This is a genomic window from Vibrio sp. 10N.247.310.17, assembly GCF_041466605.1.
Lineage (GTDB): Bacteria > Pseudomonadota > Gammaproteobacteria > Enterobacterales > Vibrionaceae > Vibrio > Vibrio tasmaniensis_A.
Genome location: NZ_JBFSTC010000110.1, coordinates 1 through 16,139 on the forward strand (window position 1 = coordinate 1; position 16,139 = coordinate 16,139).

The following is a 16,139-nucleotide window of genomic DNA, read 5'->3' on the forward strand; positions in this document are numbered from 1 at the left end:
CGCATCTGGTTTGGGACCAGAGGGTCGGGGGTTCGAATCCCTCTTCACCGACCACCTTAAGAAGCCTCGTCAGAAATGACGGGGCTTTTTTACATCTCTCATTTCAGTAATCCTCAATTTTTAATGCTGGGACCTCAACCGCTTCGACATCTTGCCTGATGTCACCTCCGTAAATCTCCTCCTTCCATACAATAAGATAGGCTTTTACCCTTTATCTCCATTATGGTGCTTATACGGAGCAGTTTGCTTTATCAAATGTGCAGATCGATATCTAATTTTATATAAAACTCACCACCAATCATTCGACAAATTAATAGGTTTGGTCTAAGGATTTTTATGAAAAGTGAAATTTGACGTTAAATATGTTCTCTAAGGCCTGTATTTGACAGATTTCTTCGAATCTTGTTGTTTAAAAAATCCTTTGATTTATTGAGTCTTTCGTTTTTCTTGTTTGTATTTATCAAAAAAATCATATGGTTGAATATGTTGTTGGGTTGGTTTTATCTGGTTATTTTGTTTGCTTAAATTGGTAAAGTTAGCGTTTGTTTCTATAGTGTTAATTGTTTTTTGGAATAATTATTTGATCTTGGTGATTGGTGGGGATATGTGCTTTGAATGATATGTTTAACTCTACAAGTACGCAGTAGTAAGGGGTTTGTGAGTATTTATTATTGGAAATATAATGCTGGTTTTCATTACTATATGTTCTTCGAGTGAATACTTATGTGGCATTTTTACTTGCTAAGCGTTTAATGTCGACTTTTTATCCTATTTTTGTTGCTTTTCTGTGAATTATTTGCCAAATTGTCAACCGTATAAAATATCAGAACAATATTCTGGTAAGAATGGATTCAATTTTGCAGACAGGGCAGAAAGCTGCCAAAGCAGTAGAGGTCTGGTAATGTCACTTTTAGAAGTAAAAAATCTTCGTATCGAATACCCATCTCGTCATGGAGTTCACGCCGCAGTGAAATCACTTTCGTTCAACATTGAACGTGGTGAGATTGTTGGCGTTGTAGGCGAGTCTGGTGCAGGCAAATCAACAGTAGGTAATGCTGTGATCGATTTGCTGAGCCCTCCTGGTCGCATTGCTAGCGGCGAGGTATTTCTGGACGGTGAAAAAGTTTCAGGCTTATCTCCTGAACAGATGCGTTCTGTTCGCGGCTCAAAGATTGGTTTTATCTTCCAAGATCCAATGACTTCTCTTAACCCTCTATTCACAGTAGAACAGCAGTTAAAAGAGACGATTCATGCCAACATGAAGGTTTCGGATCAAGAAGCCTACCAGCGCTCATTAGATCTGATGAACCAAGTGGGTATTCCGCAACCAGAAAACCGTTTAAAGCAGTACCCACACCAATTCTCTGGCGGTATGCGTCAGCGTGTTGTTATCGCGATCGCACTGGCAGGTGAACCTGACCTAATCATCGCTGATGAACCAACAACCGCACTGGATGTTTCTATTCAAGACCAGATCTTGGGTTTGATTCGCGACCTATGTATTAAGAAGAATGTAGGTTGTATGTTGGTCACACACGACATGGGTGTGGTATCTAATGTTACCGATCGCGTAGCCGTTATGTATCGTGGTGATTTGGTTGAGTTTGGTCCGACGGCGAAAGTCCTTGGTACTCCTGAACACCCTTACACGCACAGTCTTATCTCCGCGGTTCCGCGTTCAGATCGTAAACTTGATCGTTTTCCTCTTGTGAGCTACATCGAAGAAGCACATGAGATGGAACCACTTGATGTGAAAAACCACTGGTTAGGTCAAAGCCAAGACCACCGTGATTACACTGGTCCACTGTTGAATGTTGAAAACGTAAACTTGCGCTTTACTACCAAGGATTCTTTCTTTGAGAGTCGTCGTGAGTACGTTCAGGCGTCAAACAACGTGAGCTTTGAAGTACACGAAGGTGAAACTTTTGGTCTTGTTGGTGAATCTGGTTCGGGTAAATCAACGATTGCTCGTGTGATTGCTGGTTTGTACGCACCTAACTCAGGTAAGGTAACGTTTGAAGGCGTTGATCTTACGGGACTTAAATCTGAAAAAGAACGTCGCCCAATGCGTCGTCAAATGCAGATGGTTTTCCAAAACCCTTATACATCAATGAACCCTCGAATGAAGATATTCGACATCATTGCTGAGCCGATCCGATTCCATAAACTGACGCGTAACGAGAATGAAACTCGTCAGATCGTTAACGACCTGCTAGAGCACGTTGGTTTAGGCAAGATGGCTGGGGTTAAATACCCACACGAATTCTCAGGTGGCCAACGTCAGCGTATTTCTATCGCTCGCGCCTTGGCAACTCGTCCACGTCTTTTGATTTGTGATGAACCTACCTCGGCGCTGGATGTGTCGGTTCAGGCTCAGATCCTTAACCTATTAAAAGATTTACAAGACGAGCTCAACCTAACCATGCTGTTCATCAGTCACGATTTACCGGTTATTCGCCAAATGTGTGATCGTGTTGGTGTGATGCAAATGGGAGAACTATTGGAAGTAGCGCCAACTGAGCAGCTATTCCAATCGCCTCAGCATGAATACAGCAAACACCTAATTTCTTTAATGCCTGAATTTACAGGTTTAAGAGAAGAAAAAGCAGTGGCACAAGCCGCGGTATAAAAATCAGCAGGCTGGAGTTTAGCTTGCTAAAAACAATAAACAGACGCAAATACAACAACTAGGGATCTGGATTCCCGCATGAAGGAGTTATGCAATGAAAACCATGAAAAGCAAATTAGCAGTAGCTTTAATGGCAGCTGGCCTAAGCTTTAGTGCAGCAGCAGCAGATATTACCGTTGGCTACGCAGCTGACCCGGTATCACTTGACCCGCACGAGCAGCTGTCTGGTGGCACACTGCAAATGTCTCACATGGTGTTTGACCCTCTAGTACGTTTCACTCAAGAGATGGATTTTGAAGGCCGCCTAGCATCTAGCTGGGAGCGTGTTGATGAAACGACTTTCCGCTTTAACTTACGTAAAGGCGTGAAATTCCACTCTGGTAACGAACTGACTGCTGATGATGTTGTGTGGACTTTTGAACGTCTACAAGCTTCTCCAGACTTTAAGTCTATCTTCACGCCATACGAAAAAATGGTAAAAGTGGATGACTACACAGTTGAGCTAGTATCAAAAGCGGCTTACCCACTAGTACTACAAACAGCAACCTACATCTTCCCAATGGACAGCAAGTTCTACTCTGGTCAAACAGCGGAAGGTAATGACAAATCTGAGCTAGTTAAGCACGGTAACTCGTTTGCTTCGACTAACGTTTCTGGTACTGGTCCATTTATCGTAACGCAGCGTGAGCAAGGCGTTAAAGTAACGTTCGAGCGTTTCAACGATTACTGGGACACAGAAACTGAAGGTAACGTAGACAAGCTAACACTTGTGCCAATCAAAGAAGATGCAACGCGTGTAGCAGCACTTCTTTCTGGCGACGTTGATATGATTCACCCTGTTGCGCCAAACGATCACAAGCGTGTTAAAAAAGCTAAGAACATCGATCTAGTAACGCTACCTGGTACTCGTATCATTACGTTCCAAATGAACCAAAACAGCAACGAAGCACTGAAAGATGTGCGCGTTCGTCAAGCAATCGTTCATGCGATTAACAATGAAGGTATTGTTAAGAAAATCATGAAAGGTTTCGCGACCGCTGCTGGTCAGCAGAGCCCAACAGGCTACGCGGGTCACAACGAAGATCTAGTTCCTCGTTACGATCTGAAAAAAGCGAAAGAGCTGATGAAAGAAGCGGGCTACGAAGACGGCTTTACACTAACTATGGCAGCGCCTAACAACCGTTACGTGAACGATGCGAAAGTTGCGCAAGCGTCTGCGGCAATGCTGTCTAAGATTGGTATCAAAGTTGATCTTAAGACAATGCCTAAAGCACAGTACTGGCCAGAATTTGACCTATGTTCAGCAGACATGATGATGATCGGCTGGCACTCAGATACTGAAGATTCAGCTAACTTCAACGAGTTCTTAACAATGACTCGCAACGAAGAGACTGGCCGTGGTCAATACAACTGTTCTGGCTACTCAAACCCAGAAATGGATGCGATTGTAGAAGCTTCTAACACTGAAACTGACCCAGTTAAGCGTTCTAAGATGCTGAAAGGTGTTGAAGCAACACTTTACAACGATGCAGTCTTCGTTCCTCTACACTGGCAGAGTGAAGCGTGGGGCGCGAAATCTAACGTAGGTGCAGCAGACGTAGTAAACCCAATGGTTATGCCTTACTTCGGCGACCTAGTTGTAAAATAATCTAGCTTGCTAGAATCGAGAGCCTGAAGCTTTCAGGCTCTCAATGTTATTAAGATATAGATTTAAGTTTCGGTATTTGGTCTTCCTTCAGTCTGGCTAAATACCTTTTTTAAGACTGAATTTTTTTGTTGTCTAGTCGCGGATTTCGATTAGATAGTCATGGATAGATAAGGGGCAAGGAATGGTTACGTTTCTGGTCAAGCGCCTGTTTCAGGCACTGATAGTGATGTTTGTGATCAGTTTGGTGGCGTTTGCCATTCAGGATAACCTGGGCGACCCGTTACGTGAGTTAGTCGGTCAATCTGTTTCAGAGGCGGAGCGTCAAGCGCTACGCGATGAACTCGGCTTAAATGATCCCTTCGTTACAAAATACTCTCGCTTTGTAGGCGCAGCTCTACAGGGTGATCTTGGTACTTCATACTTCTTTAAGCGACCTGCAGTTGATGTAATTCTAGATAAACTAGTAGCAACTCTGGAGCTGGTATTTGGTGCTTCTTTAATTATTGTTTGTATGTCGATCCCACTCGGCGTTTACTCTGCTATTCACCCAAAAAGCTTTTTTACCAAATTGATAATGGCAGGCAGTAGTGTCGGTATCTCGGTTCCTGTTTTCTTAACTGCAATCATGCTGATGTATGTGTTCTCTATCGAGCTCGGTTGGCTGCCGTCATTTGGACGTGGTGATACGGCCAACTGGTTTGGTTGGGAGTCTGGCTTCTTAACGCTAGATGGCCTTGCACACTTAGTTCTGCCGAGTATTGCTCTGGCATCTATTATGCTGCCGCTGTTTATTCGTCTAGTTCGTTCTGAAATGTTAGAAGTTCTAAGTTCTGAATACATTAAGTTTGGTAAAGCGAAAGGCCTAGCTCTAAACAAAATCTATTACCAACATGCATTGAAAAACACCATGCTACCGGTACTTACCGTTGGTGGTGTTCAGATTGGTACTATGGTGGCTTACACCATTCTTACGGAAACGGTTTTCCAGTGGCCAGGTACAGGCTTCTTATTTTTGGAAGCAATCAACCGTGTAGATACACCACTGATTACTGCATACGTTATTTTTGTTGGTCTTATTTTCGTCGTGACTAACACAATTGTTGATTTGCTTTACGGTGTTATCAACCCAACCGTTAACATCACAGGGAAAGGAGCATAATCATGGAACAGACATCGACAGTGCCGTCTCGCTGGGAACGTTTTAAGCAATCAGACATTGTGTATTACTTCTTACGCGACAAAGTGGCAATGGTGAGTTTCGCCATTTTCTCAATCTTTTTAGTGATGGCACTAGCTGCCCCTATTCTAGCGCCAACAGACCCGTACGACGTGACATCGATTGATATCATGGACTCAGAGCTGCCACCATCATGGATGGAAGACGGCGAAGAACGTTTCTTGTTAGGAACGGATGAGCAAGGCCGTGATATTTTATCGACTATGCTTTACGGTTCTCGTTTATCACTGACTATTGGTTTCTTAGCGGTAGGTCTACAACTGACGCTTGGTATTATCATTGGCTTGTCTGCGGGTTACTTCGGTGGCCGTATTGATAGCTTCTTGATGCGCTTCGCTGATGTTCAGCTTTCGTTCTCAACCATGATGGTTGCGATCATTGTCTCGGCCATCTTTAAGGCAAGTTTCGGTAGTGATTTTTATGCACAATACGCTGTGGTGATGCTGGTGGTGATCATTGGTATCGCAGAATGGCCGCAGTATGCGCGTACTATTCGTGCATCAGTATTAGCAGAGAAGAAGAAAGAGTACGTAGAAGCGGCACGTGTGATGGGCTTTAGAGCACCTCGTATCATGTTCCGTCATATTCTGCCTAACTGTTTATCACCGATTTTGGTTATCTCTACAGTACAGGTGGCAAATGCCATCATGTCAGAAGCGGCACTTTCTTTCCTAGGTTTAGGCCTTCCAGTCGACCAACCCTCACTGGGTGCTCTGATTAGTACTGGTTTTAACTACATCTTCTCAGGAGCATGGTGGATCACTGCATTCCCAGGTGTGCTTTTGGTGACATTGGTTCTAGTTATCAACCTACTAGGCGACTGGTTACGTGACGTGTTTAACCCGAAAATCTATAAAGGGTGATAGTTCAGTTTGATTTTTAGTAAAAAAAATCACTAAACTAAGAGTCGTAAGCAATTACGGCTCTTTTTTTGCTTAATGAATTTGGAACTTAGTACCATTGATAGAGTCAATAGTACTTAAAATGGAATTCATGTTTTATCGACGCCTGTTCGGTAATAATTAACCCCTAGAGGGTTTAAGTGGTGGTTATGAAGTTGACAATGAATGTTGTATGTCGTGCTGTGGTTAGAAATTATCGTATGGGGCTTATTGCTGCATCCCTATTGGTATCAAGCCAAGTTAATGCCGAATCGGTTCTATGCGATGCGACTCAGGTAAGCACCAATCAGTTACCACAACTAGAACAATCATGTCCGATTGGTAAAGGTGTTTGGGGCAGTAAAGCGCCTAAACATCATTCAGATAACGATCTGTTTTGGGTTCAATGTGGTTTGTTGAATAAGCCTTTGTCACTGAGCAAAGCAAAGCCATTGTATGAGAAGATTTCAACGAACGTATGGATGAAGCCCGAAGGTGGAGACTATCGCTGCCTAATTGGTCCTTATTCTACTTTCTCTGATGCGAGAAAAGACTTAGCTCAGGTGCGTAAGGTTTCTGGCTATGGCGAAGCCTTTATTCGTATGGTTGATAAATCGAAGACCTCTTCTTCACAACCGGTCGTGACCAAAGCAATGAAGTCAAAAACGGCAGAGCCAAAAACGGTTAAGGCTAAAGTAGCAGCGAAACCAGCACCAAAGCCGATAGCTGCTGCTCAAAAAGCTGCAGTCGCGAGTGCTGCTGCCATTCAAGCTTTTCCTAGTCATGGTGCAAATTCAGACAATGATCTGAACATTGAAATACGCATGACAGCGAGTGTTGCGGGTAGTAAATATGCGATTCCTTATCTTTTAGGTGATGAACAACAGTTTTATATGGAGCAAGGTAAACCTTGGAGCCGACTCGATTACGACAGTGCCGAATTAGTATGTGATAAGATTAATATGACGCTGTTGAGTGAAAAGCAGTGGCAAAGTCTCTTAGGGTCGAAGGTCATGGAAAATCAGAACTGGCCAATGCATCTACCTTATTGGGGCGCAGACAAAAAAGGCCTGTTTACTAACGGTAACGTAAACCAGCTTAAAGGCTCCTCACTACTTAATGTGATGTGTGTGAAATAACGAAGACGTGCGTAATACCAAATAAGCCTCAGCCATTGCTGGGGCTTTGTTGTTTATACGCCTTTCTTTTCAATATCAGGTCGATTTCCGGATACTCGGATTTTCAATACAAATTTGATTAAAAATAGCTAAAAATTGTTCAAATAGAGCAGTTGGTGCGTAGAAAACCATAACTCAAGCAATAAGGTGATTGAGATTATGAGTTTGAAGAAACGATTAGAAGACGTAGCCCCGCTTTTTGAAGCCGGAGGTAAATACGAAAAGCTTTACCCAGTCTATGAGGCGTTTGCCACTATCTTTTACACGCCCGGTAATGTAAACCGAGGTTTGACCCATGTTCGAGATAGTATTGATCTCAAGCGTATTATGATTCTGGTGTGGCTGGCGACTTTCCCTGCCATGTTCTGGGGTATGTATAACGTCGGACACCAGAGTGTCTCGGCACTAACATCCACTTATCAACTTAACGAACTTACCTCGGTTATCGAGAGTAGCTGGCGCTTGTCGTGGGCATTTGGTGATGCACAGTCATTGAGAGTAAGTAGCTGGGGAAGTCAGATGCTGCTCGGGGCTCTCTACTTCTTACCCGTTTACGCGACAGTTTTCGTCGTCGGTGGTTTCTGGGAGGTGCTGTTTGCCGTTGTACGTAAGCATGAGGTCAACGAAGGATTTTTTGTTAGCTCGGTTCTCTTTGCCTTAATTCTTCCACCGACTATCCCGTTATGGCAAGCAGCGCTAGGTATCACCTTTGGTATCGTTGTCGCGAAAGAGCTGTTTGGTGGCACAGGGCGAAATTTCCTTAATCCAGCGCTTGCTGGTCGAGCCTTTCTCTACTTTGCCTATCCTGCCAACATGTCGGGAGGTTTAGTATGGGTGGCAGCCGATGGTTATTCTGGTGCAACACCTTTAAGCCAATGGTATGAAAGTGGTAGCGCGTCACTCATTAATAACATGACTGGCGAGGCGATCACTTGGATGGACGCCTTTATCGGTAATATTCCGGGTTCGATGGGCGAGGTTTCTTCATTGCTTATCATGTTGACGGGTCTGATTCTGATTGTCATGAAGATCGCCTCTTGGCGCATTGTTGCCGGTGTGATTATCGGTCTCGTCGTGACTTCGAGTTTGATGAACTGGATTGGCTCTGATACCAACTCGATGTTCTCGATGCCGTTCTACTGGCACTTTGTATTGGGCGGTGTTGCCTTTGGCACTTTCTTTATGGCAACCGACCCAGTTTCTGCCGCGTTTACTAATCAGAGTAAGTGGGCTTACGGGATTCTGATCGGTGTGATGACGGTCGGTATTCGAGTGCTCAACCCTGCTTATCCAGAGGGCATCATGTTGGCGATCTTGTTTGCTAACCTTTTTGCTCCGCTGTTCGACTTTGTAGTGAAAGAGCAAAACATCAAACGCAGGCAGAAACGAACATTGCGCTGATTTCAGTGCAGATAGGGAAAGCGATTCCCATAAGAAAGGCTTGCATCGCTGCAAGCCTTTCAATTTTTATTGCGATTGATTTGAAGTTGATTTAACTCCACTTCAAATCAATTTCGAACGGTTGGGTGTTACCACAATGCTCACCACACATTTCGTCGTAGGCACTGTTGTGAACCAGCATTGCCGACGCCACGCCTTGGTCGCTAAAGTGGTCGTGTGCTTGGTTAACACTCAAAAACTTCATTGGGTGCTGGTGGTCGTCTTTGATTAACTGCTTTTGCTCGCCAATGATTTGGTAAGCCAAGTAGATCCCGCCTTCAAATGATTCAATGAGTAGATTCATAACAAACTCCATGTTGTTCTCGATAGTTCTTTGTTTCTGTATCTACGTTGATGGTTGTTTGAAGGTTCATGTGTGTTAAAAATGAAAAAACCAGAAGCTCAGCTTCTGGTTTATTAATAAGTCATCAAACTAACTCAAAGGTTAGTTGATTTTCTGCATGATGCTAACACGGCCTGTTGTTGATCCGTCTGGAGTCATTTTACGGCGAGTTAGCAACCCTTCATCCCAGTTAGTACCTGCTGGCTGATACTCCCATTTAATGATGTATTCTTGATTATTACCATTTGCATCAACAGGACATTTATCTCCTGAACCAGGAATATAACCATTGTCAGTATCATCACAGAAGCGCACGACTGAGTTTAGATCTGTCAGTGTTGCTTTTGATTCACGTCCTGAAATGTTAAACCACCAATAGTCAATTGCAGCAAGCTCTTCATAGGTATACTTCTTGCCTGAGTCTTCAAGATCTGCCGGTGAGTTTGCATTGCACTCTTTCCCTGATACGGTAGCGCCCTCAGAATCAAATACCATTCTCATGACAGCATTTTGTCCATCAGCGCAAATCTGAGTGGTATCCCAAGACCCAGTGAAATCCACGTACCTTTCGTCACTAGGTGTTTCTACGTGATAGTAGAAATTCAAACTTTCTTCGATACGCTTTGCTTTACTTGATTCGCTTGATGGGTCGCTTAACTCTGTTTTTGAACGAATTTGTGTGTATATTTTTGTAATTGGGTCATAGCTACCTGAAAGAGTTTCATATTGGTATGAAGGGGTTGCATCGCCTTCATCTCGATCATCTTCCAGTTTGTTTGGCGTGTAGTGGTTGAGGACTTGTTGATTCCCTTCAATGAAAGGTGCCCAACCGTAACTCTCTGGTTTAGGTGTGGTATTTTCTTTGCTTTTATCAAGTAGAAGGTAAGAAAACGGAGCGTTTAGGGTGAAGTCTGGGTGAGCTGTTTGATTGCAGCCTGCAGAACTCCCTGCCAATACACAGCTGATGTACTTTTCAGCGTCTGCGTATGACAATAAAGAGTCGCTGTCACTTACAGCAATAAGACCATTGGCTGAATCTTGATAAGTGAAGTAAGGCGTGCCACGTGTATGTTCAAACACAGCTTTAGGGAGCATTTTGTCAGCGTGAACTAACATTGTTTTGTCGTTAGGGCGGTTGTTTGGATCGTTAATATCATACTGTCTCACCATGATTGAGCGAATAAATTGCCCATTTTTCGCTACAAATGGATTGGCATCAGCGCTGCCGCGAACAGTCCCTGATTTTTCTCCGAATGCTTTCTCCATATGAGCCAATGCTTCAGATTCATTAGTAATTGAAGTGACTCCCATCGCTGTTAGGAAGTCTGTAACAGAATCACGGTCATCTAGACTTAGGTTTTTCATCTTCGCTAACGTCGCAGCATCAGGTTCGCGCAACGCATCTGGAATTGTCAGTACTTCATCAGAAGCGCTACCAAATTGGTTATCTAAAGACTGAAGTAGAATTGCTAAATTTAGAGCTCGGTCGTATTTGCCCGCCGCTTCAAATGCTGTCAGTACATCACGGTTTGATGCTGCCCCTACTTTCAAGCCATTTTCACCACCAATGAAGAAGGTCACCGTATCGTCAGACTTAGCGGTAAATTCGCCTTCGCTGTTTGTGATGCCCTTTGAACCAGAGCTAGTGCTGTAGTAGATACCTTCAACAGCGGCATCGATAAACTTGTTGGTTGTTGTGGATGGTCCTGTCGGTGTTGTGACACCTGAATTAGAACTGTCGCTACCACAACCTGTTAAAGCCACTGCAATCGCTGCTGCGAGAATACTCACTTTTTTCATTACTCGTACATCCTTCATGTATTAGAGCTAATTGTTTTTTTTATGCGTGTAATTTTATAGCGCGCGATTGTGGTTTGATCTTGATTCCAAGTTAAGTATGTAAAATGCTGTTCGGTTAATGAACATCCCAACCATACGGTAAAAAACAAAAAAAGCCGACACAGGTCGGCTTTTGTATAATATTTCTTTGACTTACAGTGGTTTATCGCATGGTAACGAATTCTTCGCTGCCCGTTGGGTGAATCGCCACAACAGAGTCGAAATCTGCTTTGGTTGCGCCCATTTTCATTGCAACGCCGAAGCCTTGAATCATTTCATCAACAGTAAAACCGATGCCGTGTAGGCCGACTACAGTCTCTTCTTCGCCAGCACATACTAGCTTCATCTTACAAGGTTGGCGGTGCTGAGTGACTGCAGTGTACATTGCAGTAAAACCAGACGTGTATACCTTGATGTTGTCTTTGCCGTATTGCTCTTCAGCTTCTTGAGTCGTTAGACCAATAGTGCCGATAGGTGGGTGGCTGAATACAACAGTAGGAACGAGCGTGTAGTCCATCTTTGCGTTTGTTTGACCGTTGAATAGACGCTCAGAAAGCTGACGACCGGCTTTAACAGCAACAGGTGTTAGTTCGATACCGCCTTCCATGATGTCGCCTACACAGTAGATACCAGGAACGTTGGTTGCTTGGAACTCGTCTACTTTGATGTAGCCACGGTCGTTGGTTGCAACACCCGTTGATGCTAGGTTGATAGCGTCAGTCGCTGGGTGGCGGCCGATAGCCCAAATTAGGTGGTCAACGTTTTGAGTGTTGCCGTTCTCTAGGTGCAGAGTCAGCGTGCCATCTGCTTCTTTCACTACTTCTTTAGGAACAGAATGCGTGTGAAGTGTTGGACCTTCCGCTTCCATTACTTCAACCAGTGTTTCAACGATCATTGGGTCGAAGCTGCGAAGTGGAGACTCTTTACGACAGAACAAATGTGTCTCTGTGCCAAGTGCACTTAGTACGCCTGCGATTTCTACTGCGATGTAGCCTGCGCCGATTACAGCAACACGTTTAGGTTGCTCCATCAGATCGAAGAAACCGTTTGAGTCGATACCGTGCTCTGCGCCAGGGATGTTTGGAATGGTTGGACGACCACCCACTGCGATCAGGATGTGATCAGCGGTGTAGTGCTCACCGTTAACTTCAACAGTCTTCTCATCGACAAACTTAGCAAAGCCTTTGATTACGTTTATTTTGTTATTACCAAGAACGCGATCGTAAGATTGGTGGATACGACCAATGTACGCTTGACGGTTTTCAACCAGTTTGCCCCAGTTGAAGCCTTTTACGTCAACGTCGAAGCCGTAGTCTTTTGAATATAGGTTGATTGCTTCAGCAACTTGAGCACCGTGCCACATAACCTTTTTAGGAACACAACCAACGTTTACACAAGTACCACCAAGGTCTTGAGCTTCGATAAGTGCAACTTTTGCACCGTGCATTGCTGCGCGGTTAGCTGATGCGATGCCGCCTGAACCGCCGCCGATACAGATGTAATCAAAATGAGTCGCCATTACTTTCTCCATTTATTGAAGGCTGTGGGTACAGTGAGCGCACTGAACACCTACGTCCTATAGATTCTTAAATTGTCTAATTATTATATTGAGGGCAGATCGGTTGAACTCAATCTCCCTGTTTAAAATTTATTCGTGTACGTCACAGTCTGCTGAGTATTCGTCGGAGCATGACGTTAAGTTCGAGATTACTCGGGTACGATCCACTCTACTTTGAAGTGACCGGTTGCCGGCGCAATTGCTTCCTTCAAGAATGGAAGAATTTCGTTCATTTGGCTTTCTAGCTTCCAAGGTGGGTTGATAACAATCATGCCTGATGCCGTCATACCACGCTCGTTGGTGTCTGGTGATACGCCAAGTTCGATTTGTAGAATCTTGTTGATGCCTAAGCCTTCAAGGCCTTCGATCATATCTTCGATATCACAGCGATTTACCACTGGGTACCAAATTGCGTAGATACCAGTTGCCCAGCGCTTATGGCTTTGAGCAATCGCAGTCACAACATCACTATACTCTTTTGCCAGCTCGTAAGGTGGATCGATAAGAACCAAACCACGACGTTCTTTAGGTGGCAGACTGCCTTTTAGGCGTTGGAAGCCATCTTCTTTGTAGATAGATACCTGACGATCGCGGTGGAACTCTTGCTCAAGCAGAGGGTGATCGGCTGGGTGAAGCTCAGTTAATACCATGCGGTCTTGATCACGCAGGTGTGCACGTGCAACACGTGGTGAACCTGGGTAGAAACGCAGTTTTTCGCCATTGTTGAGTGCAGAGATAGACTCAAGGTAGCTTTGAATGTCTTCAGGAAGTTCTGTTTGTGCCCAGACGCGTGCAATACCTTGTTTGTATTCGCCCGTTTTTTCAGACCATTCATGCGTTAAGTCGTAACGACCTACACCAGAGTGAGTGTCATGGTAAACAAAAGGCTTATCCTTTTGTTTCAAAGAATTAAGAATAAGGCTCTGTACGATATGCTTTACTACGTCGGCATGGTTGCCCGCGTGGAAGCTGTGGCGATAACTTAACAAATTAAACTCTCGTAACACTCTCGAATTAGAGTGTGGTTAGTGTAGGTGGGGTTAGTTTGACTATTATAACCCCCAATGGACCATAAATTCTCGAACAATTCAGGAACAGTCGCGAGCAATATGCAGTTAGTTATTGGTTCTACTATTGAAATTTGCCTTGTTGGGCACTATCTAATAACTATTCGCAGGTGATTTTTTAGGGTGACCCTGAGCCTGATGACTGTAAGACGACCTCATTACAAAAAAGACGAAAGTCTCTAAAGCCAAAGGAATGTTTATATGTCTAATCCGCTATTAACCTTCACGGATTTACCTCCGTTTTCACAGATCAAACCTGAGCACGTTAAGCCAGCGGTTGAGCAAGTGATTGAAGAGTGTCGCAACAAGATAGAACAAGTACTTGAAGGTAATACTTCACCAAGCTGGGACAACCTCGTTGCTCCAATTGAAGAAGTGGATGATCGTTTAGGCCGTATTTGGTCACCTGTAAGCCATATGAATTCTGTGATGAACAGCGACGAACTGCGTGACGCTTATGAGAGCTGCCTGCCTGTACTTTCTGAGTACGGCACGTGGGTCGGCCAACACAAAGGTTTGTTCGAAGCGTATAAAGCGATCAAGGCGAGTGAGGCATTCTCGGCATTAGACCAAGCTCAACAGAAAACCATTACCGACGCACTGCGTGACTTTGAATTATCAGGCATTGGCTTACCCGCAGACGAGCAGCACCGCTACGGCGAGATCAGCAAGCGTCAGTCTGAGCTGGGTTCTCAATTCTCAAACAATGTGCTTGATGCAACCATGGGTTGGAGCAAGCAAGTTACAGACGTGGCTGAACTGGCTGGTATGCCTGAGTCGGCATTGGCAGCAGCACAAGCCTCGGCACAAGCTAAAGAGCAGGAAGGTTATCTACTGACTCTGGACATCCCTTCATATCTACCAGTGATGACGTACTGTGATAACCAAGAACTGCGTAAAGAACTGTACGAAGCCTACGTAACTCGCGCTTCAGATCGCGGTCCAAATGCGGGCAAGTGGGACAACACTGAGATCATCACTGAACAACTTAAGCTGCGTCACGAGATCGCACGCATGCTTGGCTTTAGCACTTACAGCGAAAAATCTCTGTCGACTAAGATGGCAGAAACGCCAGACCAAGTACTTGGTTTCCTTAACGACCTAGCAGTAAAAGCCAAACCACAAGGTGAGCGCGAAGTCGAAGAGCTACGTCAGTTTGCTGAGAAAGAGTTTGGTGTCTCTGAGCTAAACCTGTGGGACATCGCTTACTACAGCGAGAAACAAAAACAGAACTTGTTCGAGATCTCTGATGAAGAGCTTCGTCCATACTTCCCTGAGTCGAACGCAGTGTCTGGTTTGTTCGAAGTACTAAACCGTGTGTTTGGTATGTCTGTGACTGAGCGTGAAGGTGTGGATACATGGCATGATTCAGTGCGCTTCTTCGACATCTTTGATGCGACAGGCACATTGCGCGGTAGCTTCTATCTAGACCTATACGCACGTGAACACAAACGTGGTGGCGCTTGGATGGATGACTGTCGCGGTCGTCGCATTACTCAATCTGGCGAGTTACAAACGCCAGTGGCTTACCTTACGTGTAACTTCAACAAGCCAGTCGGTGATAAGCCTGCGCTATTTACGCACGATGAAGTGGTAACCTTGTTCCACGAATTCGGCCACGGTATTCACCATATGTTAACGCAAGTTGATGCGAGTGCGGTTTCTGGTATCAATGGCGTGCCTTGGGACGCGGTTGAGTTGCCAAGTCAGTTCCTCGAGAACTGGTGTTGGGAAGAGGAGGCGTTGTCGTTCATCTCTGGTCATTTCGAAACTGGTGAAGCGTTACCGAAAGAGATGCTAGAGAAGATGCTAGCGGCGAAAAACTTCCAATCTGCGATGTTTATCCTGCGTCAGCTAGAGCTTGGCCTGTTCGATTTCACGCTACACACTGAATACGATCCAGAAGTCGGTGCTCGCGTACTAGAAACACTAGCGGATGTTAAGTCTAAGGTATCGGTACTGCCAAGTCTTGATTGGAACCGCTTCTCGCACAGCTTTGGTCACATCTTTGCTGGTGGCTACAGTGCAGGCTATTACAGCTACCTGTGGGCTGAAGTATTGTCTGCAGATGCGTTCTCTGCATTTGAAGAAGAGGGTATCTTCAACACTGAAACGGGTAATCGTTTCTTGAATAACATCCTTGAAATGGGTGGCAGCGAAGAGCCAATGGAGCTGTTCAAACGCTTCCGTGGTCGTGAGCCACAAATCGACGCGATGCTGCGTCATGCGGGTATCAGCGCTTAATATTGTGCTAGTCAGAATGTGAAAAGAGCGCCCACCAAGGCTAATGCCGATCAGTTAAAGCCAAAGTGATCGGTT

The 16,139-nt window shown here is 44.7% G+C and carries 11 protein-coding genes; 7 read left to right on the forward strand and 4 right to left on the reverse strand.

Going from position 1 to position 16,139, the window contains the following annotated elements:
- Positions 1–901 precede the first annotated feature (901 nt).
- The 6 genes from AB6D80_RS21830 to AB6D80_RS21855 all read left to right on the forward strand — a co-directional run bounded on the left by AB6D80_RS21830 (position 902) and on the right by AB6D80_RS21855 (position 8,974).
- Positions 902–2,629 (forward strand): ABC transporter ATP-binding protein, encoded by a 1,728-nt coding sequence (locus AB6D80_RS21830; protein ID WP_009848076.1) that lies wholly within the window; start codon positions 902–904, stop codon positions 2,627–2,629.
- A gap of 94 nt (positions 2,630–2,723) precedes the next feature.
- The gene (locus AB6D80_RS21835) at positions 2,724–4,277 is read left to right on the forward strand and encodes an ABC transporter substrate-binding protein (RefSeq protein WP_009848075.1); all 1,554 of its coding nucleotides are present in this window, start codon (positions 2,724–2,726) and stop codon (positions 4,275–4,277) included.
- A 181-nt stretch (positions 4,278–4,458) separates the two neighbouring features.
- Positions 4,459–5,436 (forward strand): ABC transporter permease, encoded by a 978-nt coding sequence (locus tag AB6D80_RS21840; RefSeq protein ID WP_009848074.1) that lies wholly within the window; start codon positions 4,459–4,461, stop codon positions 5,434–5,436.
- Between the two features lie 2 nt (positions 5,437–5,438).
- Complete coding sequence (locus AB6D80_RS21845) at positions 5,439–6,377, forward strand: ABC transporter permease (RefSeq protein ID WP_004735541.1); 939 nt, start codon at positions 5,439–5,441, stop codon at positions 6,375–6,377.
- Between the two features lie 188 nt (positions 6,378–6,565).
- Entirely contained in the window at positions 6,566–7,534 is a 969-nt protein-coding gene (locus AB6D80_RS21850) for an SPOR domain-containing protein (protein WP_372189577.1), read from the forward strand.
- A 198-nt stretch (positions 7,535–7,732) separates the two neighbouring features.
- The gene (locus AB6D80_RS21855; protein ID WP_372189579.1) at positions 7,733–8,974 is read left to right on the forward strand and encodes an NADH:ubiquinone reductase (Na(+)-transporting) subunit B; all 1,242 of its coding nucleotides are present in this window, start codon (positions 7,733–7,735) and stop codon (positions 8,972–8,974) included.
- A 91-nt stretch (positions 8,975–9,065) separates the two neighbouring features.
- On the opposite strand, the gene AB6D80_RS21860 is transcribed toward AB6D80_RS21855, so the two are convergent.
- From AB6D80_RS21860 to AB6D80_RS21875, 4 genes are all read right to left on the reverse strand, one after another.
- Positions 9,066–9,317 carry a DUF6482 family protein gene (locus tag AB6D80_RS21860; RefSeq protein ID WP_372189581.1) on the reverse strand — a complete coding sequence of 84 codons (252 nt, stop codon included), beginning with the start codon at positions 9,315–9,317 and terminating at the stop codon, positions 9,066–9,068.
- A gap of 141 nt (positions 9,318–9,458) precedes the next feature.
- The gene (locus tag AB6D80_RS21865) at positions 9,459–11,156 is read right to left on the reverse strand and encodes a hypothetical protein (RefSeq protein WP_372189583.1); all 1,698 of its coding nucleotides are present in this window, start codon (positions 11,154–11,156) and stop codon (positions 9,459–9,461) included.
- Between the two features lie 202 nt (positions 11,157–11,358).
- Complete coding sequence (gorA, locus tag AB6D80_RS21870) at positions 11,359–12,714, reverse strand: glutathione-disulfide reductase (protein ID WP_004735546.1); 1,356 nt, start codon at positions 12,712–12,714, stop codon at positions 11,359–11,361.
- 188 nt (positions 12,715–12,902) lie between these two features.
- A complete protein-coding gene (locus tag AB6D80_RS21875; protein ID WP_372189585.1) occupies positions 12,903–13,742 on the reverse strand; it encodes a 23S rRNA (adenine(2030)-N(6))-methyltransferase RlmJ in 840 nt (279 codons plus the stop codon).
- A 279-nt stretch (positions 13,743–14,021) separates the two neighbouring features.
- Here AB6D80_RS21875 and prlC point away from each other — a divergent pair, with 279 nt between their 5' ends.
- A complete protein-coding gene (gene prlC / locus AB6D80_RS21880) occupies positions 14,022–16,064 on the forward strand; it encodes an oligopeptidase A (RefSeq protein ID WP_017101123.1) in 2,043 nt (680 codons plus the stop codon).
- The last annotated feature ends 75 nt before the right edge of the window (positions 16,065–16,139 follow it).